Here is a 22,163-nt window from a genome sequence, read left to right as displayed (position 1 = left end):
ACCGTCGGAACATCGTCGTGAGCCGGTCGGAACGTCACCGTCGCGGTCGTGGAAGGGGTCTGCATACCAAGCGCATGGCGCACGGATGGCGGCGATATCAAGGCGCTCCGATAGCTTCCTCGGCGAGCGGTGAACACACCTGCTTTCCCGGTGCGCCCCCGTGGCACCCCGATATCCCTCCGATCCGGATTCCGGCCACCACTCCTCCCGATTCCCCTGCGAAGGAATGCCGTATGGACACTGGACTTGATCCTGACGCGGTCGCCGGACCGGTCGACCGCACGGCGGCGGCGTCGTGACGCAGACCCCGCCGCCCGCCCTTCCGTACGAACTCTTCGACTGCCTCCAGGTGAACCTGGCCGTGCTCGCCGACCGGTGGCACGGCGCGGGCACGCACCTGGGCCTCGGCGCGACGCTGCGGTTCCGCCCCGCGGCCGGGCCCGACGGGCTGCCGACCGTCGCCCGGACCGTCGAGCAGCACCTCGCCGACGCGCGGACCGCGCTCGGGATCGAGGTGCGCTCGCTGCACCGGTCGTCCGGGGCGGACGGCCTCCCCGCGGCCGGGGGGCGCTACGTGGTGGCGGACGCCTACCACCTGCCGTGGGTGCCCTACTTCGGGCAGCGCCACCTGGAGCACAGCTTCCTGGTCGAGGCCGACGGCCCGGACGGCGTGAGCGTGGTGGACGGCTACCACAACGACACCCCGTGGGGCGCCGCGCGCCCCGGCCGGTGGTCGCTGCCGGCCCGCGAGCTGTCGGCCGCCGTGCCCGGCCCGGCCCTGGTCGCCGAGCTGGCGCCCGCCGCCCCCGGGCCCGGCACGGTGGCGCCCGCGGCCGACCTCGCGGGCCCCGGGGCCGTCGACGCCTACGTCGACGCCTACGCGCGGCACCCCGACCGGAACGCGGCGCTCGGCCGGCTCACCCTGGAGACCTGGTTCCTCGCCCGCTCGCGCGGACTGCACGCGGCCTTCCGGGCGGCGTCGGGAGCGGCCCCGGACGACGCCGTCGACACCCATGTGCGCGCCTGGGGCGCCCTCACCGAGCAGACCTACCTGGCCGCGCGCCGGGTCGAACGCGGCCGGACCGAGCCGCCGGCGCTGCTGCCCCGCCTCCGCGAGCAACTGCACGCGGACGCGGCGGTCCTCGGCGCCGCCCTCGCCGCCGTCCCGGCCGCCGCCGGAGGCACCGCCGCGGCCCCGCCCGCCGCCGCGGGCACCGAACTGCGCGGCACGGTCGCCGCCGTGGCCGCCTCGGTGCTCGGCACGGCGGTCGAACCGCTGCTGGACGGGCAGTCCCTCGCCGACGTGCCGCAGTTCAGCTCCTTCCGGATCGTGGAGATCGTCGAGCGCCTGGAGGAGGAGCTGCGGTTCGAGTTCGACGCCGCCGACCTGGTGCCGGAGAACCTGCACGACATCGACGCCATCTGCGCGATCGTGCGGCGGTCCCCGTCCGCCGGGCCCGCGCTCGCCCGTCTCGGAGAATCCTGATGACCGATCACACCACCGCCGACCTGCTGCACGAGCTGCTGGACGAGGCGGCGGCACACTGGCCGGACCGTCCGGCCGTGACCTGCCACGGCCGGACGGTCACCTACGGGGAACTCGCCGCCGCGAGCCGCCGGGTCGCGACCTGGCTGGGTGAACTCGGCCTGCGGCGCGGCCAGCGGCTGCTGATCAGCGCCCCGGCGTCCACCACCGTGCCCGCCCTCGTCTACGCCGCCTCGCGGCTGGGCGTGGCCTTCTCGCTGCTGCACGAGCAGGTGCAGGGCAGCCGGCTGGAGCACGTGCTCAGGGACAGCGAGCCCACGCTCATCATCAGCGACTCCGTGCTCAACCAGGCGACGGCGGAGCAGCACTGCGTCGGCGCCGAGGACCTCGCGACCGCGACCGCCCGCGCCTTCGACCCCGAGGGCGCGCAGGAGCCGATCCCGGGCGCGCCGCTCGCCGTGGACCCGGTCTGCCTGATCTACACCTCCGGCACCACCTCGCTGCCCAAGGCCGTCGTCAGCACCCACCAGCAGCTGCTGTTCTCGGTGCGGGCGATCCAGCGGGTGCTGGGCTACCGCCCGGACGACGTGGTCTACAGCCCGCTGCCGCTGTCCTTCGACTACGGCCTCTACCAGCTGTTCCTCGGCGCCCGCAGCGGGGCCCACGTCTGGCTGGGCCGCCCGGCGGAGGTCGGGCCGCCGCTGCTGACCAACCTGCTGGCCGCGCGGGCCACCGTGCTCCCCGCGGTGCCCGCCGTCGCCGACGCGCTGGGGCGGCTGCTGAAGCGCGCCGGGGACCGCCGGCCCCCCTTGCGGATGCTGACCAACACCGGCGCCGCGATGCCGCAGGACGCGCTGGCCGTGCTCCGCGCGCACCTGCCCGGGCTGGACGTGCACCTGATGTTCGGGCTCACCGAGTGCAAGCGCGGCACCATCATGCCCGCGAACGGGGATCTGGACCGGCCGGGCTCCAGCGGCCCGGCCCTGCCCGGCACCGAGGTCTTCGTCGTCGACGAGGACGGGAAGCGCCTGCCGCCCGGCGAGCACGGCGAGATCGTGGTCCGCGGCCCGAACGTCATGTCCGGCTACTGGCGGCAACCCGAACTCACCGCCCGGCGCTACCCCAGGACCGAGGGGCTGTTCCCCGAACTGCGCACCGGCGACTACGGCCGGGTCGACGCGGACGGCTACCTGTACGTCGAGGGCCGGCGCGACGACGTCTACAAGGAGAACGGCTTCCGGGTCAGCGCGGTCGAGGTGGAGGCGGCGGCCCGCCGGCTGCCCGCCGTCGCCTCGGCGGCGGTCCTGGCACCGGACGGCTCCGCGCCCACCCGGCTGTTCGTGACCGTCACCGACGGGTCGACCGGCGCCGAGGTGCTGCAGGCGATGCGTCAGGTGATCGAGGAGTTCAAGATCCCGCGGATCTGCGTGGTGCTGCCGGCCCTCCCGCTCACCGGCAACGGCAAGGTCGACCGCAAGGAGCTGGCCGCGCTGGCGAACGAGGTGGCCCGTGTCCGCGGTTGAGGAGCGCGCCGGGGTGCTGCCGGTGCCGATGGCCGACCTGGCGGGCGTGCCGACGCCCGCGTACGTCTACGACACGGCGGAGGTGCGCCGCAACCACGCGCTGCTGCGCGCGGCCCTGCCGGACCGCACCGGCCTGTACTACTCGCTGAAGGCGAACCCGCACCCGGCGCTGCTGACGGCCCTGCGCGAGCGCGGCACCCGGCCGGAGGTCTGCTCGACCGGTGAGCTGCACGCGGCGCTCGACGCCGGCTGGGACCCCGCGGCCGTCCTCTACACCGGGCCCGGCAAGTCGGACCAGGAGATCCGGGACGCCCTGGACCGGGGTGTGCGGCTGTTCTCCGTCGACTCGCCCTACGCGATCGAGCAACTGGACCGGATCGCCGCCGGGTCCGGCGTCCGGGCCGAGTGCCTGCTGCGGATCAACGACGACCAGCCGGTCCCCGGCCAGGGCCTGGTCATGACCGGGGTCGCGTCGCAGTTCGGCGCGGACACCGGCTGGGTGACGGGCGAGCCGGAACGGTTCCGGGACCGGCCCCGGGCCGCGGTCGTCGGACTCCACCTGTACATGGGTACCAACCTCACCGAGGTCGACGCCCTGTACGGCCAGTTCCGGCGTTCGCTGGCCACCGCCCGGCAGTTGACCGGACTGCTGGCCGGACAGGGCTCGCGGCTGCGGATCCTGGACCTGGGCGGCGGGTTCGGCGCGCCGTTCGCCAAGCCGGGCGCGGCCGTCGACCTCACCGCGCTCCGCCCCCGGCTGGAGCGGCTCTTCGACGAGGAGCTGTCCGGCTGGCGCGACGGCGCGCCGGAGGTGGTGTTCGAGTCCGGCCGCTACCTCGTCGGCACCGCCGGCACGCTGGTGACGCCGGTCCTGGACGTGAAGCGCTCCCAGGGCCGGGACGTCGTCGTCCTCGCCTCCGGCATCCACCACCTCGGCGGGATGTCCGGTCTGCGCCGCCTCCCCCCGCTCACCCCGCACCTCGTCCGCGCGGCCGGCGGCCCCGACGCCGCCCCCGAGCTGGACGCCATCGTGACCGGCCCGCTCTGCACCCCGCTCGACACCTGGGCGCGCGGCGCGAAACTGCCCGCCCTCGCCCCGGGCGACCTGGTCGCCGTCCCCAACGTCGGCGCCTACGGCCTCCACGCCAGCCTGATCGGCTTCCTCGGCCACCCCCTGCCCGCGGAGGCCGTGGTCGACAGCGACCGGCCCGGCGCCGCCCCGGTGACGACCCGTGTGTCGCTGACCCGCAGTCCTGTTCCGCTCCCGTCCGGCCCCACCCCTGGAGTGATCTGATGGACCCCCGTCTGGACCCCCGTTTCACCGAACTGCTCACGCCCTTCCTCAAGTTCCTCGGCGATCGGGAGATCACCGCCGGGACCGCGCTGAGGGAGTACGGGCTGGACTCGATGCAGGCCATCGAGCTGCTCTTCGCCATCGAGGACACCTTCGACGTGGCCCTGCCCGACGAGGACATGAACGACGCGACCTTCGCCACCGCCGGCACGCTCTGGAACGTGATCAACGCGGCCTCGGAAGCGGGCCCGGCGTGAGCGCGGCCGCAGTCGTCCCCCCGGCCGAGGTCGACCCCGAGGCCCTGGTCGCCCCCGGGGCCGCCGCGGGTCCGACGCCCGAGCGGCTGGCCGAGCTGACCGGCCGCGTCGCCGCCGTCACCGCCGAGCACCTGGACCGGACCGACCGCGACGCCGTGTTCCCCGTCGAGGCGCTGGCGGAGCTGCGCCGCACCGGGCTGCTCGGGCTGCTGGTCCCGGTGCGGTACGGCGGGCTCGGCGGCAGCACCCGGGACATGGTCGAGGCGTCGATCGCGCTCGGGCGCGCCGACATGTCCGTGGCGATGATCTTCGCGATGCACTGCCAGCAGGTCGCGGCGGTGGTGCGCCACGGCAACGAGCGCCTGCGCGGCGAGCTGCTGCCCGGCGTCGCCGAGGGCCGGACCTACCTCGCCTCGGTCACCACCGAGGCGGGCAAGGGCGGTCACCTGCTCACGGCCGAGGCGGCCCTCGACGCCGCCGGCGACGAGCTGGACGTGGACCGGTTCGCGCCCATCGTCACCGGCGGCGCGCACGCCGACGGCTTCCTGGTGACGATGCTCGCGCCGGGTGCCACCTCGCCGAACCAGGTGTCGCTGGTCCACGCGCGCCGCGACCAGCTCACCGTCGAGGAGACCGGCGACTGGCAGCCGCTGGGCATGCGGGCCAGCCACAGCGTCGCGCTGCGGCTGCGCGGCCGGGTGCCGCGGCACCAGGTGGTCGGCGAGCAGGGCGGCTTCCGGACCGTCGTCACCTCGGTGTTCGGCCCGATGGCGCACCTGGGCTGGTCCGCCGCCTGGCTGGGCACCGCGGCCGGCGCGCTCTCCCGGGTGCTGCGGATGCTGCGCTCGCGGGAGAACCGCAACCGGGTCGACCTCGACTCCGAGCTGCTGCTGACCAGGATCTCCGAGGCGCGCCGACGGCTGGACACCGTGCACGCGCTGTTGCTCCGGACCGAGCGGACCGTCGCCGGGAGCGCCGACCTGAGCCTGCCGAGGGTCCAGCTGCAGCTGAACGCGCTCAAGATCACAGCCGCCGAGGAGTGCTTCGCGGTCGTGGACGGCCTGATCGAGGCGGTCGGCATGCGGCACGGCTACCTCAAGGGCTCCCCGACCCGGCTCGAACAGGCGCTGCGGGACCTGCGTTCGGCGTCCCTGAACTACAGCAACGACCGGCTGCACCTGACGGACGGCAAGCTCGCCCTCCTCGACCCCGAGGTGCGATTTGTCTGACCTCGCATCCGCCGGTCCCGGCCCGGCATCCGGCGCGCCCGGCCCCGGGGCCGCCGACCGGGAGACGCCGCCGGACGCCGGCCGGCAGTCGGCCGCGCGGGCGCTGGCGGGGGTTCCGGCCGGCGCGCCGGCGCCCGCCGTGTGGCGGGCGCTCGGTGAGGCCGGCGTCCTGCGCGGGCTGTACCGGGACGGCAACGCCCTGGGCCCGGTCGCGGACCCGGCCCGCCTGGGCGCCCTGCTCGGCGCGGTCGACGCCCGCGGCGACAACGGGGCGACGCTGAGCGTGCTGGTGCAGGCGGCCAGCGCGCTGCCGATCCTCGGCTCCGGGCGGTCCGTCCGCTCCGGCGCCGCCCCGGCCGCGCCGTCCCCGGTCGCCGCCGCCCACGAACGGGTCCTCGCGGGCGCCGCCCAGGTGGCGCTCGCCGCCACCGACGCGGCGGCGGCCGGCTCCGACCTCGCCGGACTCGGCACCGAGCTCCGGTTCGAGGACGGCGGCCTGGTCGTCCACGGCGGCAAGCGCTGGGTCACCAACGCCCGCGGCGCCGAGTACCTGCTCGTCCTGGCCCGGCGCCGCCCCGGCCGGCACTTCACCGACTTCAGCTGGGTGCTGGTGCCGGCCGCGGCGGCGGGCGTCACCGTGCGCCCCGCCGCCACCGAACTGCTCGCGAACGCCGCGACCGGGCACATCGGGTTCGACACGGTGCGCCTGCCCGCCGACCACCTGGTCGGCGCGAACGGCCGCGGCCTGGCCGTCTTCGCCCGGCACATGAGCACCGAGCGGCTGGCCGGGGCGCAGTGGGCCGTCGCCCTCACCGGCCGGGTGCTCGCCGACACCCGCGAGCGGCTGCGGCGGCGCACCGTCGACGGGGAACCGCTGTGGCACAACGCCGTCGTCCGCCGGGACTTCGCCGAGTGCCTGGTGCGCGTCGCCCAGTTGCGCGCCCTGTGCGAGCAACTCGCCGAAACGGCCGCCCAGGGCCGGAACCTGTCGGCCGGCGCCCTGCTGAAGTCGGCCGTCGGCCTCACCGCCGACGCCGTGCTCGCCCGGTGCGCCCAGCTCCAGGGCGCCGACGGCTTCGCCGCGGGCGGCGCGCAGACCGTCCGGGCCGAGGCCGCCGTCCTCGGCATCGGCGGCGGCGTGACCGAGCTGATGCTCGACAGCGTGGCCGACCTGTCCGAACAGCTCCTGGCGGAGCTGCGGACATGACGGCGGCAGCGGACGCCGGGCACCCCGGCGGCCGGTACGAGGTCACGGACGGGGTCTGGGTCATGTACCGCGCCGGCCGGACGGCGGCCGGCACCGCGCGGCTCGACCACGCGGACCCCGACCACGACCACCACGCGGACCTCGACCACGAGGACCACGAGGACCACGCCGACCTCGACCACGACGACCTCGCCCAGGCACGCGGCCTCCCGCCGTGGCGGGCCGAGCAGTTCCTGACCGGGCGCGCCACCCTGCGCCGGCTCATCCGCGAGGTGCGTCCCGACCTCGCGGGCGCACCGGTCCGCCCGGACCCGCGCGGACGCCCCCGCCTGCTCGGACACCCGGACGTCGGCGTGAGCATCTCCCACGACGGCGGGGTCAGCGCCGCCGCCCTGGCGCCCGGCCGCCGGGTCGGCGTCGACGTGCAACTCCCCTCCGGCGAGCCGTCCGCGGGCATGCTCCGCCGCTGTCTGCGGGAGCACGCCGCGCGGATCGAACACCTGCCCGCCCCGGAGCGGGCCCGTGAGTTCGCCTGGGTCTGGACCGTCCAGGAATCGTGCGTCAAGGCGGCGGGCACCGGCCTGGCCGGCCGCCCCTGGGCCGTCGCCGTGACCCCCGGCCACCGGCACGGCCGCTGGGGCCGCTACCGGTGGATCAGCCTGCGCGACTCCTCCCCGGTCCCGCTCAGCTGCGCCTTCACCTCCCGCGCGGACCCCGCCACCGCGGACCGCGGCCACGCCCCGCCCGCCGACCCGGAGTACCGCCGTGCCTGACGCCCTGACGACCACGCCCCAGCTGAGCTGCTACACCACCAATCTGGTCCACTACCTGGCGACCGAGGACCCCGCCGTGTCCCACCGGTTCGCCGAGGCGACCCGGCTGGCGGTACGCACCGACCTGCCCGCGGGAGAGCTCGCCTTCTCGCACCACGCCCGGATCGACATCGCACCGGACGGCGCGGCGCTGGCCTACCGGGGCGCCGCCGACTGGAGCACGGCCCGGGAGCTGCTGCTCGCCGAACTGGAGGCGAGCGGCCGGGTGCTGGCCGCCGCCAACACCGAGCGGCTCGGCTGGGCGCCCGGATTCGGCCGGGCCGCCGCCCCGCACTGGATCCTGGTGTGCGGACGGCGCGGCGGCGCCTGGGACGTGGCCGACCACTTCGCGGCGCTCACCCCGCACGGCGAGCAGGAGCCGTTCCGGGGCCTGCTGGACGACGCCGCGCTCGCGCTCGCCCTGGCACCGGTGGTGCGGCCCGGGCCGGAGGTGGTCCGCCGGGACGTCATGGCCCTCGGCTCGGCCACGGCCGTTCCCGCCGGGGACCGGTACCGCTGGCTGGTGCGCACCCGGGACGGTTCCGCGCCCGCCCCGGACCCGCATCCCGGCGCGGCGGACGACGGGCAGTGGCTGCTCGAACCGGTGGCCGTGCTGTCCCACGTCCTCGCGGTGCTGCTGGCGGACCCGTCGGCGATCGCCCGCCACGCGGACGACATGTGGGCCGCCGCCCGCCACTACGCGTACCGCAACGAGGTCCTGGTCACGGACGGCCTGCTGGACCCCGGGCAGGCCGCCGCCGAGACCGCGGCCTGGCAGGAGGTCCCCAGGATCCTCCGCATCGCCGCCATGTCCGCCGCGCGCGGCCGGCCCCGCACCGGCCTGGTGGAGGAGGCGTTCACCGAACTGACCGCCGCCGTCGAGAAGTCCGGCACCGCCGATCCCGTGCGAGGACGACCGTGAAGCAGACCCTGTACGACTGGTTCGCCGCCTCCGTCGCGGAGTTCCCGGACCGCACCGCCCTGGAGATCGGGGCGGAGCGCCTCACCTACCGGGAACTTCACGACGCGGCCGAGCGCGTCGCGGCGCGGCTGCTCACCGCGACCGGCGGGGTGCCCCGCCGGGTCGGGCTGCTGGCCGAACGCGGCGTCGTCGCCTACGCCGGCTATCTCGCGGTGCAGTTGCTGGGCTCCACGGTCGTCCCGCTCAACCCGGCGTTCCCGGCCGCCCGGAACGCCGCGATCGTGACCGCCGGCGGGCTCGACCTCGTCCTCGCCGGGCCCACCGCCGGGCCCACCGCCGGTCCTACCGGTGAGGGAGCCGACCAGGCGCCCGGAGCCCCGGCGCTGCCGGTCCCGGTGCTGACCCTCGCGCACCCACCGGCGGCGGCGGACGGGTACCGGCCTCCCCCGCCCGGACGGGCCGGGCCCGAGGACCTCGCGTACGTGCTGTTCACCTCCGGCTCGACCGGCGCTCCCAAGGGCGTGCCGGTCCGGCACGGCAACCTCGGCCCCTACCTCGAACACGTCGTGGCGCGGTACGGACTGGGCCCCGGGAGCCGGCTGTCGCAGACCTTCGACCTCACCTTCGACCTGTCCGTGTTCGACCTCTTCGCCGCCTGGGGGAGCGGTGCCACCCTGGTCGTCCCCACCCGGCGCGACCTGCTGGCGCCGGTGCGGTGGGCGGCGGAGGCGGAGCTCACCCACTGGTTCTCCGTCCCGTCGATGGTGTCCTACGCGCGCCGGATGCGGGCCCTGACCCCGGGATCCCTGCCGGCCCTGCGGTGGAGCCTGTTCTGCGGCGAGCCGCTGACCCTGCAACAGGCCGAGGCGTGGGCCGCGGCCGCGCCGGGGAGCACCCTGGAGAACCTCTACGGGCCGACCGAACTCACCATCAGCTGCGCCGAGTTCCGCCTCCCCCGGGAGGTCGCGCAGTGGCCCCGCCCGGCGAACGGCACGGTCCCGATCGGGGCGCTGTACCCGGGGCTGGAACACCTGCTGCTCGATCCGCAGGGGCGTCCGGCCGAGGAGGGCGAACTGGTCGTCCGCGGCCCCCAGCGCTTCCCCGGCTATCTGGACCCGCTGAACGACGTGGACCGCTTCCTGCTGCACGACGGCGGCACCGGCACCTCGGTCCCGTACACCGGGGAGGGGCCGCTCACCCCCGCGCACTGGTACCGCACCGGTGACCGGGTGGCCCGGCGGGACGGGCGGCTGGTCCACCTGGGGCGGACGGACCAGCAGGTGAAGGTGCGCGGCTACCGGATCGAGCTCGGCGAGATCGAGGCCCGGCTGCGCGCCCGGCCGGGTGTCCGCGACGCGGTCGTGCTCGCCGTTCCGGACCCGCGGGCCGGGCTGTCCCTGGAGGCGATCTGCACCGGCCGGGACCTGCGGCCGGAGCTGATCATGTCGGACCTGCGCTCCCGCCTGCCCGAGTACATGCTGCCCCGGCGCATCGCCGTGCTCGACGAGTTGCCCCTGAACACCAACGGAAAGATCGACCGACAGGCCGCGGCCGCCATGATCGCCGACCGGCGCGACTAGGGGTTGTCCGACGGACAACCCCTGGCGACTGATCGGTACGACCGGCTGCCGCAGGCCGAAAGGAGCGTCATGAGGACCGAGGACCGGGTACCGAGCCGGCTGAGCGTCTCCGCCGAGGAATACCGGCACGCCATCTCCCGGCTGCCGACCGCAGTCTCCGTGATCACCTCGGCCGGACCGGTGGGGTGCACGGCCAACGCGGTCATGTCCCTGTCCCTGGACCCGCCCACCGTGCTGCTCTCCCTCGCCACCACGAGCCGGACCCTGGCGCACATCCGGTCCGAGGGGCGTTTCGCGGTGAACGTGCTGTCCTGGTCGGACCGGCGGCTGGTCGCGCAGTTCGCGACCGGCACCGCGGCGGAGCGGTTCGCCGACGTGCCCTGGCACGGCGTGGACGGGGTGCCCGTACTGACGGAGGCGTCGGTCGCCATGCTCTGCACCGTGCGGGAGACGGTGCAGCTCCTGGACCACACGCTGATCGCGGGCACGGTGACGTGGGCACGGGCCGACGACACACCGACGACCGTCCTGTTCGCGAAGCAGCAGTACGCCGTCGGCCGCGGCGCGACGGGGGACGGCTGTTGACGACGCGGGTCCACCGTCCGCCGGGCCCGTGCCGGGTCCGCGAAACCCCCTCACCCAGAAAGCAGGGCTACCTGTGCCCATACCCGTGCCGAAGTCGTTGAGCATCCTCCGGGACCGCCCCTTCCGGCTGCTGTGGACCGCCCGCAGCGTCTCCGCCCTGGGCAACGCCCTGATGCCGGTGACGGTGGTCTTCGCCATCCTCCACTCGGGCGGCACCGCCGTCGACGTCGGCATCGTGCTGACCTGCCAGGCGGTCGGCCAGGTGGTGATGCTGCCGGTGGGCGGGGTCTGGTCGGACCGGCTGCCGCGCAAGCTGGTCCTGATGGCGACCGACGCCGTGCAGGCGGTCTGTTACGGCCTGCTCGCCGCGATGGTGTTCCTGGACCACGCGGCGGTCTGGCAGTTCGGCGTCACCTACACGGTCGCCGGCATGGCCTTCGCCTTCTTCACCCCCGCCTCCAGGGCGGTCGTGCCCGAACTCGTCGAATCAGGGAACCTCCAGCCGGCCAACGCCCTGCTCGGTCTGACCGACCACAGCACCAAGGTGCTGGGCCCGGCCATCGCCGCGCTGCTGCTGGCGGTCTCCACCCCGGGCATCGCGCTGCTGATCGACTCCCTCAGCTTCCTGCTGAGCTTCGTCCTGGTCTCCCGGATGCGCCTGCGCGAGCCGCTGGAACGGCCCGAGCAGCAGCACTTCTTCACCGAGCTGCGCGAGGGCTGGGCGATCGTGGCCGAACGCCGCTGGTACCTGGCCAATCTGTTCGCCTGGGGCGTGTGGAACTTCGGCCTGGCGTTCTTCTTCGTCCTGGGCCCGGTCGTGATGGAGAACGGCAACGGCGGCGCCACCGGCTGGAGCATCGTCCTGATGACCGGCGCGGTGGGCTCCATCCTCGGCGGGCTGGCCGCGCTGCGCTACCTGCCGCGGCGCCCCCTGGTCACCACCAATGTCCTCGCCCTGCTCGGCAGCGTCCCGCTGGCCCTGCTCGCTCCGCCCGCCCCGGTTCTGCTCGTCGCCGTCGGTGTGGCCGTCACCTTCGCCACCACCGCGCTCGGCGGCGAGGTCCTCGCGACCACCCAGCAGCAGTTGTTCCCCAAGGAGATGCTGGCCCGGGTCAGTTCGCTGGACTGGATGATCTCCTTGATCGCCATGCCGGCCGGCTACGCCGCCGCCGGCCCGGTCTCCGAGCTCCTCGGGCTGCGCACCACCCTGCTGGTGGTCGCCGCCGTCATCGGCACGCCGTGCGTCCTGCTGAACCTGTCGCGCGGCGTGCGCTCGGTCCAGCGGCTCGCGGACGGCACCGTCGGCATCGTCGGCGAGCGGGACGCCGGGGCCCCGTCCGGGGGCAAGCCGGTCGCCGTGCCGGCGGCGACGACCGAGGCGGCCGGCCCGTCGTCCCGGTGAACCGGCTTTCCGAGAAGACGTTCTGACGATCCATCGGATCGTCATCTGCCACCGTCCGATTCCCCCGGCACACCGGCCATGGCCTGCCGTGCACGCGCCATGGCCGGTGTCAAGGGGAAACTGGATCAAGCCAATAAAATTGTATACACCTGCCGGCTCAAGTACCGTTCCCCGTGCGACTGCTGGCCAGTACAGGGAAGACGGGGTGGCGACGGACGCCGGGCGCGTGGTCGGCCGCCCTGGGTTGACGGGGGATACGGACGGCTATGCGCTATACATTGCTTGGACCAGTGGGAATGGACTTCCTGGGCACCCCGGTGGCGATCAGACGCCCCCGCTGCCGGGCGGTCCTGGCCTATCTGCTGCTGCACGCCAATCACGTGGTGTCCACGGGGCAGCTGATCGACGCACTGTGGGGCGGCTCCGAGCCGCAGACGGCCCGCTCGCAGATCCAGGCCGACATCGCGTCACTGCGCAGGGCGTGCCGCGACGCCGGAGCCGAGATCCCGATCGAGAGCCGGGCGCCCGGCTACTCGATCGCCGTCGACGACGGCGAACTCGACCTGGACGTTTTCCGCGACGGCATGGCCCGGGCCCGCCAGGACGCCGTGCGCGGCGACAGCTGCTCGGCGGTGCGCCTGATCCGCGGGGCGCTCGCCCTGTGGCAGGGCATGCCGCTGGCCGACATCGCGGTCAGCTACGCCGAGTCCGCGCAGACCCAGCTCACCAGCCTGCGGCTGACCGCCTACGAGGACCTGGCCGACCTGGAGCTCGCCGCCGGGCACTACGGCGCGCTCATCGACGACCTGATGCCGCTGGTCGCGGCGCACCCCCTGCACGAGACGCTGCGGGGGAAGCTGATGCTCGCCCTCTACCACTCGGGCCGCCAGTCCGCGGCGCTGGAGCAGGCGCGCGAACTGCGCTCACTGCTGGCCGAGCAGCAGGGGCTCACTCCGAGCCGCCGGTTCACCGACACGGAGCAGGCGATCCTGCGGGCCGATCCCGCACTGGACGCCGCGCCGTTCGGCCCACCGGCCCCGGCCGTGTCCGCACCCGCCTTCGCACCCGCGTCCGGGTCCGCACTTGCACCCGCGCCCGCACTCGCCGAGAACGAACCGGCCCCCATGCCCGCGCCGCCGGCGGACAGCGCGCCCGCCGAGGCCCCGGAGCCACCGGCCGCACCGCCGGTGCCGATGCAACTGCCCTCCGCGCCACCGCTGGTGGGCCGGCGGGGCCTGCTCGACCAGCTCGACGACTTCCTGACCGGGGGACCGGCCGACCGCGGCGTCTCGCGCACGGTCGCGGTGGTCGGCCCCGCCGGAGTGGGCAAGACGACGCTGGCCGTGCACTGGGGCCGCACCGTCGCCGACCTCTTCCCCGACGGCCAGCTGTACATCAACCTGCGCGGCCACGACACGCAGCCCGCGATGACCCCGGCGCAGACGATCGCCCGGGCGCTCCGCTCGCTGGGGCTGCCCCTGGACGCCATCCCGGCCGAGGCCGACGAACTCGTCGACCTGTACCGCTCGACGGTGGCCGGCAAGCGGCTGCTGGTCCTGCTCGACAACGCCCGCTCGGTCGAGCAGGTCCGCCCGCTGCTGACCACCGGGCCGGGCTCGACCACCCTGATCACCAGCCGGGTCCGGCTGACCGGCCTGGTCGTGCGCGACGGGGCGAGCCAGGTGACGGTCGAACCGATGCCGCCGCAGGAGGCCGAGCAACTGCTCGAACGCATCCTCGGTGCCGAGCGGCTGCGGGCCGAGCCGGGCGCGGCCCGCCGACTCGCCGAGGCGTGCGGGGGCCTGCCGCTGGCGCTCAGCATCGCGGCGGCCAACATCGCCAACCATCCGCTGGCGTCGATCGGCGACCACATCGGCTCCCTGCTCCAGGGCAACCGCCTGGCCGTGCTCCAGACCCCCGGCGACAGCGACAGCACCATGCAGACCGTCCTCGGCCAGTCCTACGACGCCCTGGACCCCGACACCCGCCGACTGTTCCGCCGCCTCGGCCTGTTCCCGGGCCCGGACTTCACGGTCGCGGCGGCCTCGGTCCTGGCCGGCCTCACCCGGGTCGAGACCTGCCGGCTGGTGGACCGCCTGCTGGACGCCCATCTGATCGGCGAATCGGTGGCGCACCGCTTCGTCCTCCACGACCTGACCCGGCTGTACGCCCGGTCGCGCGCCGAGGCCGAGGACTCCCGGCCCGACCGGGGGACCGCGCGCGCCCGGCTCACCGGCTGGTACCTGAGACGCACCCTGGCGGCTCAGGCGACGGCCTTCCCCGCGTACACCCGGATGTCCGGCGCGGAGCACACGCCCGACGGGGAGTTCGACACCGCGGCCGAAGCCCTGGCCTGGTTCGACAGCGAGATCCAGAACCTGATCGCCACCCTGCACGACGACCCGAACGGCGCCCACGTCTGGCAGCTGGTCGACGGACTGCACCCCTACTTCGCGACCCAGATGAACGTGGGCGACTGGATGGACGCCGCCAACGCCGCCATCCGCGCCGCCGAACGCCTCGGCGACGCCAAGGGCCAGTTCAGCGGCTGGTACAGCCTGGCGCACGCGGACATGAGCGTGAGCGACTACCCGAAGGCGATGAACGGGTTCAGGACGGCGCTGTCGATCGCGCGCTCCATCGACCACCGCCACGGCATCGACGGCTGCGAGAACTTCATCGCCCAGATCCTCACCCTCACCGGACACCTGGAGGAGGCGGCCGACCGCCTGGAGTCGGCGATGGCCGAGGCCAGAACGGCCCTCAGCGCCTCCAGCACGGTGATCACCCTCTCCCGGCTCGGCGAGGTGTACTTCGAGTCGGGCCGCCTGGCCGACTCGCTGCACTTCCGCCGACAGGCACTGGACCTGGTCACCAAGGTCGGCGCGCGCGACCAGGAACCGTACGTCCTGGTCAACCTGGCCATGGTGAAGCACGCCCTGGGCGGGCTGGAGGAGGCCGAGGCGCTGTACGGCCGGGCCCTGGTCGGCCTGCGGGAGTTCGGCGACACCGACGTGGAGTCGGTGGCCCTGAGCGAACTGGCCAGGGTCCACCTGAACGCCGGGCGGCCGGAGGCGGCGAGGGCCTGCGCGGAGCACGCCTGGCGTCTGGCGCGGGAGCTGGACACGCCCCGCTGGAGCTGGCTGGCGCGCGGCGTCCTGGCGACGGTCGACCGGGACCCGGAGGCCCACCGGGCGGCGGTCGCCCAGGCGGCGGCGTCGGGAAACCCGGGCTGGCACAGCCGGGCCCTGGTGGCCGCCGCCGCCACCGCCGAGGCCGTGGGGCGGCCGGAGGTCGCGCGCGACTGGGCCCTCCAGGCGCTTCGGCTGGCGGAGACCCACGGCTTCCGCCTGTGCGAGGCCGACAGCCTGCTGATCCTGGCCCGGTCCCAGAGCGCCCGGGGCGCCGCGGCGCACGACTTCGCCCGCCGCGCGCTGGCCATCCACCAGCAGAACGGGCACCGGCTCGGCGAGCGCCAGGCACAGGCGCTGCTGGAGGAGTGGGGAGCGGTCGTGATGCCCGCCCGCCTGACCGCCCTGATCCCCGGCCCCGCCCTGGTTCCCGGTCCGGCCCTGGTCCCCGGCCCCGCCCGGCACCCGACCCCCTCCGCCGGCGTCCGCGTCCCCCGCCGCCGGGCACCCGGCCTGCGCCTGGGCGAAGCGGTCCTGACCGCCGTCGAGGGCAGGTCCCGCGCCGCCGACCAGTGACCGCCGTTCCGCACCCCCGAACCGCCCGCGCCACTGTCGGCGGGGCAGGGGTGCGGAACGTCCGTCCGGCGGATCGTCGAGCGGTCGCGGGGACCGGCTCGTGCGGCCCGTCGGTCAGCCGTGGGACGCGGTGCGGGCGGTGAGCACCCGGAGCGTGGTCTCGGACCAGCGGATGTTCTCGCGCTCGAACGCCATCCCGCGCAGGAGGGTGAGGTAGGGGCCGACCCGCTCGGCCTCGGCGAGGTGCTGGTCCTCGGTGCGGCCGTCGAGGAGCTTGGCCCGGAGGCGTTCGTAGCGGGCCAGCTTGGCGCGGGACCAGGCCAGCCGCTCGGCGACGGCCGCGCGGACGGCGCCGGCGTCACCGGCGTCGACGCTCTGGACCTTCACCAACAGCTCGTCGCGGATCGTGGTGGGCCTGCTCGCGTTCTCGGCGGTGTAGGCGCGGACGGCGGCCAGACCGGCCTCGGTGAGGGAGAAGAGGCGCTTGTTGGGGCGCTTCTCCTGCTCGACGACCCGGGCCGAGATGAGGCCGGCCGCCTCCATCCGGTCCAGCTCGCGGTAGAGCTGCTGCGGGGTGGCCATCCAGAAGTTCGCCACCGAGGCGTCGAAGCCCTTGGAGAGGTCGTAGCCGGAGGCTTCACCCTCCAGAAGGGCGGCCATCACCGCGTGCCGCAAAGCCATGCGGTCACGCTAGCAGCACCGGTCGACACGGCGACCGAGGGCTATGGACAGCGCGTTCCCGACCGCTCCATACTCGCGAGTAGACCTACTCAATTCGATGACTAGGACCGGAGGTCTCCCCATGCACCCCTTCCGCAAGGCGGTCGAGGACCGGGACGCCCAGGCGATGACCGATCTCCTCGCCGAGAACGTCGTGTTCACCAGCCCCGTCGCCTTCAAGCCCTACCCCGGCAAGGCGATCACCGGCGCGATCCTGCGCGGCGTGCTGCGCGTCTTCGAGGACTTCGCGTACGTGCGCGAGATCGGCGACCCCGACGGACGGGACCACGCCCTCGTGTTCACCGCCACCGTCGGCGGCAAGCGGATCCAGGGGTGCGACTTCCTCCACCTCGACGAGGACGGGAGGATCGACGAGCTCACCGTGATGGTCCGCCCGCTCTCCGGCGCGCAGGCGCTCGCCGCCGCGATGGCCGCCGAGTTCGACCGGATCGCCGCCGACGCCGCCGGGACGGTCGACGCCGCCGGGACGGCGGACGGGTCCGGAACGGCGGACCGGTGACCGACTTCGACGCCGTCGTCATCGGCGCCGGCAACGCCGGACTGACCGCCGCCACCAGCCTCCAACTCGCCGGCCTGCGCACCCTGCTGGTCGAGCGGCACAACCTTCCCGGCGGCTGCGCCACCTCCTTCCGCCGCGGCCGCTTCGAGTTCGAGGTCGCCCTGCACCAGCTCTCCGGCGTCGGCACCGAGGGACAGCCCTTCACCCTCCGCGGCCTCCTCGACCGCCTCGGCGTCAGCGACAAGCTGGAGTTCGTCGAGGAGCACGACCTCTACCGGGCCGTCGTCCCGGGCCGCTACGACGTCACCCTGCCCGCCGACTGGCAGGGCACCGGCGACGCCCTGGCCGCCGCCTTCCCCGGCAACCGCGACCGGATCGAACGCTTCCTCCAACTCGTCCGGGACGTCGCGTTCTGGCAGATCGCGGCGATCCGCGGCATGCCGCCCGAGCAGGTCGACCCGGTGCTGTTCCGGTACGGGCTGCGCCCGGTCAAGGACGTGCTCGACGAACTCTTCGACGACCCCGGCCCGAAGTCGGTCCTCGGCACCTACTGGACCTACCTCGGCCAGCCGCCCTCCCGGCTCGCCTTCCAGGACCTCGCGCTCACCCTCTTCGCCTACCTGGAGTACAAGCCCTGGCACCTCATGGGCGGATCCCAGGCACTGTCCACCGCGATCCTGGACTCCTTCCTCGGCGCCGGCGGACAGGTGCGGTTCAACACGACGGCGACGGCCCTGCTCACCGAGCACGGCCGGGTGACCGGCGTCCGGCTCGACGACGGCGAGGAGGTCACCGCCCGCGACGTCGTCTCCAACGCCTCGCTCCCGGTCACCTACGCGATGCTCGGCCCGGACGCCGTCCCGGCCGCCGTCCGCGAGGACCTCGCCACCCGCCGGACCGGCGTCTCCGGCGTCGTCCTGCACATGGGCCTCGCCGCCGCGCCCGCCGAACTCGGCTTCACGACCAGCACCACCTTCGTCCACGCCGACGAGGACGACGAGCGCACCTACGCCGCCACCCGCACCCTGGAACCCGCCCGCGGCATCTGCGTCACCTCCTACGACGTGGCACCGATCGGCTTCGCCCCGTCCGGCGCCACCCACGTCAGCCTGATGACCCTCCAGTACGGCGACCACTGGGAGAAGATCCCGCCCGCCGACTACGCCCGGACCAAGTTCGCCTACGCGCAGACCCTGCTCGACCGGGTCGAGGCCGTCGCCCCCGGCATCCGCGACGCGATCGAGGAGGTCGACGTCGCCACCCCGCTCACCATGGCCCGCTACCTCGGTCACCCCGGCGGCGCGATCTACGGCTACGACCAGGACCGCACCGAGGGCTGGCTCTTCCGCGACAGCGAACGCCGGAGCCACGTCCCCGGACTGCACCTGGCCGGCTCCTGGGCCGGACCGGGCGGCTTCCAGCCCACCCTGGAGGCCGGCGCCCGCGTCGCCCGCCGCCTGCTGCGGGCCAGGGACGCGGCCTGAGCCCCGGACCACCCGGCTCCCGCTCCCCGCAGGCTCCTGCTCCCGCACGCTTCCGCCCCCCGCAGGCTCCCGAACCCGGACGGAGAACGCCCGTGAGCCACCCCACCGCCCCCGTGGGCCACCCCACCGCCCCCCACTTCGACGACCACGACACCGTGCGGGCCGAGATCGAGGCCCGCCCGCACCGCGCCACCGACCCCGCCGCGACCGCCACCGCCGTCGAGGCCCACCACCCCCGGCGGCTGCGCCTCGCCGTGGCCGAGATCCGCGCCGAGACCGTCAGCACCAGCACCTTCCGTCTCCGCCGCCCCGACGGCGGAGACCTGCCGCCCTTCCTCGCCGGTCAGTACGTCGGGGTGTTCGCCGACGGCACCAACCGCCCCTACGCCATCGCGTCCAGCCCCGCCCGGCCCGACCACTGGGACCTGACCGTGCGCCGGGTGCCCGGCGGACGGATCAGCAACCACCTGATCGACACCCTCGCGCCCGGCGACACCCTCACCACCACCGGCCCCACCGGGACCTTCCACCACAACCCGCTCTTCCACGGCGAGGACGTCGTCTTCCTGGCCGGCGGCTCCGGCGTCGTCCCGGCGATGAGCATGATCCGCGACATCGTCGACCACCGTCTGCCCCGCCGCTTCCACCTCCTCTACGGCTCCCGCAGCGCCGAGGACATCGTCTTCCGCGCCGAACTCGACACCCTCGCCGCCGCCCACCCCGACCTCCACGTCCACCATGTGGTCCAGGACGCCCCCGCCGGCTGGACCGGCCCCACCGGCCTGCTCACCGGAGCCCTGGTGGAGGCCCTCGCCGGACCGCTCGCCGGCCGCACCGTCTACGTCTGCGGACCGCAGGCCCTCTACCCCTACGCCCTGCGACAGCTCGCGGGCCTCGGCCACCCCCGCCGCCGGATCCGCTTCGAGGCCAACGGCGCCCCCGCCGACCCCACCGCCCAGGCCCACTGGCCGACCGGCACCGACCCGGCGGCCGAGGTCACCGTCACCGCCCGCGGCCTGAGCTACCGCACCCGTCGCGACCGGCCGCTCCTGGACTCCCTGGAGGACGCCGGCCTCCGCCCCGAGGCCGCCTGCCGCTCCGGCGAATGCGGCCTGTGCCGGATCCGCGTGGTCAAGGGCCAGGTCCACACCGCCACCGAAGCCCGCCTCCGTCTCTCCGACGAACGCTTCGGCTACACCCACTCCTGCGTCGCCTACCCGATCACGGACACCGAACTCGACCTCTGAGCCCACCGGGGAACCCGCGGCACCCCGCGGCACCCACCTGGGCACCCCGCGGCAGCCGGCCGCACCGCTGCCGTCCACGAGTCGTTCGCGTCACCCGAAGGAGGCACCACCGTGTCCATGCTCACCCCGCCCACCGTCGCCCACCTTCCCGGCCTCGCCGCCCGCGCCTTCGGGAACCGCGCCGCCCTGCGGTACAAGCGCGACGGCACCTGGCACACGCTCGACTACAACGAACTCGCCGAGACCGTCGACCGACTGGCCGCCGGACTGATCCGCCTCGGGGTCCGCCCCGGCGACCACGTCGGCCTGGTCGCCGAGACGCGACCCGAATGGACACTCTGCGACCTCGCCGTCGCCCGCGCCGGGGCCGTCAGCATCCCCGTCTACCCGACCGGCCCGCCCGAGGACCGCGCCCACGTCCTCGACCACGCCCGGACCCGGATCGTCCTCTGCGACACCCCCGCACGCGCCGAAGCCGCCGCCCTCGCCACGGCCGTGGACACCGTCGTCGTCTTCGACCCCGACCCGGCACAGCCGTACCGCTCGCTCGACTCCCTGCGCACCCCGCCCGACGACGCCGAGCGCGAACGGCTGGACGAGCTCGCCCGCGCGGCGGACGAGTCCGCCACCGCCACCGTCATCTACACCTCCGGCACCACCGGCCGGCCCAAGGGCTGCATGATCACCCACGCCAACTGGCGGGCCTCCTGCACGGCCACCGCCGCCCTGGTGGAGGGACTCGGCGAGGACGAGGAGGTCTACCTCCACCTGCCGCTCGCCCACATCATGTCGCGCTCCATCCAACTGGTCGCCCTCTCCCACGGCGTGACCCTCACCTATTTCGGCGGCGACATCCGAGCCGTCATCGCCGAACTCGCCGAGGTCCGCCCGACCGTCCTGCCCTCCGCGCCCCGGCTGTTCGAGAAGGCGTACGCCGCCGTCAAGGACCTGCCCCCGGACGTGGTCGCCCAGGCGGTCGGTGGCCGCATCCGGATGGCCGCCACCGGCGCGGCCCCGATCGCCCCGGAGATCCTCGACTTCTTCGACTCCTGCGGGATTCCCGTGCTCGACACCTACGGCATGACCGAGAGCAGCGCGCTGATGACCGCCAACCGGCTCCACGAACGCCGCCACGGCACCGTCGGCCGACCGCTGCCCGGCGTGGAGATCCGGATCGCCGAGGACGGCGAGATCCTCACCCGCGGCCCCGGCGTCTTCGCCGGCTACCTCCACGACCCCGCCGCCACCGCCGCGACCGTCGTCGACGGCTGGTTGCACACCGGCGACCTCGGCTCCCTGGACACCGACGGCTTCCTCACCGTGACCGGCCGCAAGAAGGACCTCATCATCACCTCCGCGGGCAAGAACATCGCCCCCACCGCCCTGGAGAACCTGCTGCGCCGTAACCCCTGCGTTTCCCAGGCGGTGCTGATCGGCGACCGCCGCCCGCACCCCGCCGTCCTGGTCACCCTCGACCCGGAGGCCATCACCGCCTGGGCCGCCGACCGGGGCATCACCGAACGGCTGCCGGACCTCGCCCACCACCCCGCCGTCCGCGCCCTCGTCCAGGCCGAGCTCGACCGGGCCAACACCCACTTCGCCCCCGCGACCCGGGCCCGCGCGCTCGCGATCCTCGACCAGGACTTCACCGTCGAGGACGGCACACTCACCCCCAGCCTCAAGATCCGCCGCACCGTCGTCGAGGCCCGCTACGCCGTCCTCATCGACGCGCTCTACTCCTGACCAGCGGGTGAACTTGCCCCGTCGGCGGGGGAGGGGTAGTGTTTTTAAGTCGCTCGAACGGGAGCACCGGACACGCAACGGCGCGGACGGTCCCGGGCGGCCAATCCTCTGGAAATACCAACGGCACCCGGCTCCGGGTTTCTTCGGCGTTTCTATTTATAGGGATTGCGGCCGGATTCGCTTTTCGGAGCGGAGGTCGGCTACAGTTCAGAACGTCGGACGGGGCGCCAAGCCGCAGAAGACACCGGCAAGTCGGACGAATGAAACTCCGGAAAACGGAGCGGAAAACATCTGATAAGCTGGGAATACGAAAGAACGAAGCGCCCGGAGGGCCGGTGTGAAAGCCGCCCGAAGGAAGCGTCCGTTCCTTGAGAACTCAACAGCGTGCCAAAAGTCAACGCCAGATATGTTGACATCCCCGGCCTCAGGGTTTCCTGGGGTTGGA

The 22,163-nt window shown here is 74.3% G+C and carries 17 protein-coding genes; 16 read left to right on the top strand and 1 reads right to left on the bottom strand.

The genetic code is table 11. The features are described 5' to 3' along the window. Positions 1-295: 295 nt before the first annotated feature. The 12 genes from ACIQ9P_RS33015 (at position 296) to ACIQ9P_RS32960 (ending at position 16,004) form a co-directional block, all read left to right on the top strand. On the top strand, positions 296-1,486 hold the full coding sequence (locus ACIQ9P_RS33015) for a hypothetical protein (protein WP_402364616.1): 1,191 nt from the start codon (positions 296-298) through the stop codon (positions 1,484-1,486). Then, the gene (locus ACIQ9P_RS33010; protein ID WP_402364613.1) at positions 1,486-3,009 is read left to right on the top strand and encodes a class I adenylate-forming enzyme family protein; all 1,524 of its coding nucleotides are present in this window, start codon (positions 1,486-1,488) and stop codon (positions 3,007-3,009) included. The genes ACIQ9P_RS33015 and ACIQ9P_RS33010 overlap by 1 nt, the downstream gene beginning before the upstream one ends. Further along, the gene (locus tag ACIQ9P_RS33005; protein ID WP_402364610.1) at positions 2,996-4,303 is read left to right on the top strand and encodes a type III PLP-dependent enzyme; all 1,308 of its coding nucleotides are present in this window, start codon (positions 2,996-2,998) and stop codon (positions 4,301-4,303) included. Before ACIQ9P_RS33010 ends, ACIQ9P_RS33005 begins: the two co-directional genes overlap by 14 nt. Next, the gene (locus tag ACIQ9P_RS33000; RefSeq protein WP_402364607.1) at positions 4,303-4,560 is read left to right on the top strand and encodes an acyl carrier protein; all 258 of its coding nucleotides are present in this window, start codon (positions 4,303-4,305) and stop codon (positions 4,558-4,560) included. Before ACIQ9P_RS33005 ends, ACIQ9P_RS33000 begins: the two co-directional genes overlap by 1 nt. Continuing rightward, positions 4,557-5,789 carry an acyl-CoA dehydrogenase family protein gene (locus ACIQ9P_RS32995; RefSeq protein WP_402364604.1) on the top strand — a complete coding sequence of 411 codons (1,233 nt, stop codon included), beginning with the start codon at positions 4,557-4,559 and terminating at the stop codon, positions 5,787-5,789. Before ACIQ9P_RS33000 ends, ACIQ9P_RS32995 begins: the two co-directional genes overlap by 4 nt. Further along, positions 5,782-6,996: an acyl-CoA dehydrogenase family protein gene (locus ACIQ9P_RS32990; RefSeq protein WP_402364601.1), complete on the top strand. Its 1,215-nt coding sequence runs from the start codon at positions 5,782-5,784 to the stop codon at positions 6,994-6,996. The genes ACIQ9P_RS32995 and ACIQ9P_RS32990 overlap by 8 nt, the downstream gene beginning before the upstream one ends. After that, entirely contained in the window at positions 6,993-7,769 is a 777-nt protein-coding gene (locus ACIQ9P_RS32985) for a 4'-phosphopantetheinyl transferase family protein (protein WP_402364598.1), read from the top strand. The genes ACIQ9P_RS32990 and ACIQ9P_RS32985 overlap by 4 nt, the downstream gene beginning before the upstream one ends. Continuing rightward, on the top strand, positions 7,762-8,730 hold the full coding sequence (locus tag ACIQ9P_RS32980; RefSeq protein WP_402364595.1) for a hypothetical protein: 969 nt from the start codon (positions 7,762-7,764) through the stop codon (positions 8,728-8,730). The genes ACIQ9P_RS32985 and ACIQ9P_RS32980 overlap by 8 nt, the downstream gene beginning before the upstream one ends. Then, on the top strand, positions 8,727-10,310 hold the full coding sequence (locus ACIQ9P_RS32975; RefSeq protein ID WP_402364592.1) for an AMP-binding protein: 1,584 nt from the start codon (positions 8,727-8,729) through the stop codon (positions 10,308-10,310). Before ACIQ9P_RS32980 ends, ACIQ9P_RS32975 begins: the two co-directional genes overlap by 4 nt. A 69-nt stretch (positions 10,311-10,379) precedes the next feature. Next, positions 10,380-10,895, top strand: a complete 516-nt coding sequence (locus ACIQ9P_RS32970) for a flavin reductase family protein (RefSeq protein ID WP_402364589.1) — start codon at positions 10,380-10,382, stop codon at positions 10,893-10,895. Positions 10,896-10,992: 97 nt separating this feature from the next. After that, positions 10,993-12,297 (top strand): MFS transporter, encoded by a 1,305-nt coding sequence (locus ACIQ9P_RS32965; protein WP_402364587.1) that lies wholly within the window; start codon positions 10,993-10,995, stop codon positions 12,295-12,297. Positions 12,298-12,593: 296 nt separating this feature from the next. Next, positions 12,594-16,004, top strand: coding sequence for an AfsR/SARP family transcriptional regulator (locus ACIQ9P_RS32960; protein WP_402364887.1), 3,411 nt, complete (start codon positions 12,594-12,596; stop codon positions 16,002-16,004). Between the two features lie 114 nt (positions 16,005-16,118). On the opposite strand, the gene ACIQ9P_RS32955 is transcribed toward ACIQ9P_RS32960, so the two are convergent. Beyond that, positions 16,119-16,685 carry a PadR family transcriptional regulator gene (locus ACIQ9P_RS32955; RefSeq protein ID WP_402364584.1) on the bottom strand — a complete coding sequence of 189 codons (567 nt, stop codon included), beginning with the start codon at positions 16,683-16,685 and terminating at the stop codon, positions 16,119-16,121. Positions 16,686-16,806: 121 nt separating this feature from the next. Here ACIQ9P_RS32955 and ACIQ9P_RS32950 point away from each other — a divergent pair, with 121 nt between their 5' ends. From ACIQ9P_RS32950 to ACIQ9P_RS32935, 4 genes are all read left to right on the top strand, one after another. After that, positions 16,807-17,244, top strand: coding sequence for a nuclear transport factor 2 family protein (locus tag ACIQ9P_RS32950; RefSeq protein WP_402364581.1), 438 nt, complete (start codon positions 16,807-16,809; stop codon positions 17,242-17,244). Then, positions 17,241-18,728: a phytoene desaturase family protein gene (locus tag ACIQ9P_RS32945; RefSeq protein ID WP_402364578.1), complete on the top strand. Its 1,488-nt coding sequence runs from the start codon at positions 17,241-17,243 to the stop codon at positions 18,726-18,728. Before ACIQ9P_RS32950 ends, ACIQ9P_RS32945 begins: the two co-directional genes overlap by 4 nt. A 92-nt stretch (positions 18,729-18,820) precedes the next feature. Then, positions 18,821-19,975: an FAD-binding oxidoreductase gene (locus tag ACIQ9P_RS32940; RefSeq protein ID WP_402364575.1), complete on the top strand. Its 1,155-nt coding sequence runs from the start codon at positions 18,821-18,823 to the stop codon at positions 19,973-19,975. A gap of 117 nt (positions 19,976-20,092) precedes the next feature. After that, positions 20,093-21,718: an AMP-dependent synthetase/ligase gene (locus ACIQ9P_RS32935; RefSeq protein WP_402364884.1), complete on the top strand. Its 1,626-nt coding sequence runs from the start codon at positions 20,093-20,095 to the stop codon at positions 21,716-21,718. Positions 21,719-22,163 lie beyond the last annotated feature (445 nt).

The sequence above is a fragment of the Kitasatospora sp. NPDC094019 genome (assembly GCF_044764505.1).
Lineage (GTDB): Bacteria > Actinomycetota > Actinomycetes > Streptomycetales > Streptomycetaceae > Kitasatospora.
The sequence above is the reverse complement of the archived record's forward strand: the minus strand, read 5'-3'. Positions and strand labels throughout refer to the sequence as shown.

Excerpts from the sequence above, each read along its gene's own strand:
- ACIQ9P_RS32985 (WP_402364598.1), top strand. The coding sequence starts at position 6,993 with ATGACGGCGGCAGCGGACGCCGGGCACCCCGGCGGCCGGTACGAGGTC.
- ACIQ9P_RS32960 (WP_402364887.1), top strand. The coding sequence starts at position 12,594 with ATGGACTTCCTGGGCACCCCGGTGGCGATCAGACGCCCCCGCTGCCGG.
- ACIQ9P_RS33000 (WP_402364607.1), top strand. The coding sequence starts at position 4,303 with ATGGACCCCCGTCTGGACCCCCGTTTCACCGAACTGCTCACGCCCTTC.
- ACIQ9P_RS33010 (WP_402364613.1), top strand. The coding sequence starts at position 1,486 with ATGACCGATCACACCACCGCCGACCTGCTGCACGAGCTGCTGGACGAG.
- ACIQ9P_RS32950 (WP_402364581.1), top strand. The coding sequence starts at position 16,807 with ATGCACCCCTTCCGCAAGGCGGTCGAGGACCGGGACGCCCAGGCGATG.
- ACIQ9P_RS32955 (WP_402364584.1), bottom strand. The coding sequence starts at position 16,685 with ATGGCTTTGCGGCACGCGGTGATGGCCGCCCTTCTGGAGGGTGAAGCC.
- ACIQ9P_RS32970 (WP_402364589.1), top strand. The coding sequence starts at position 10,380 with ATGAGGACCGAGGACCGGGTACCGAGCCGGCTGAGCGTCTCCGCCGAG.
- ACIQ9P_RS32935 (WP_402364884.1), top strand. The coding sequence starts at position 20,093 with ATGCTCACCCCGCCCACCGTCGCCCACCTTCCCGGCCTCGCCGCCCGC.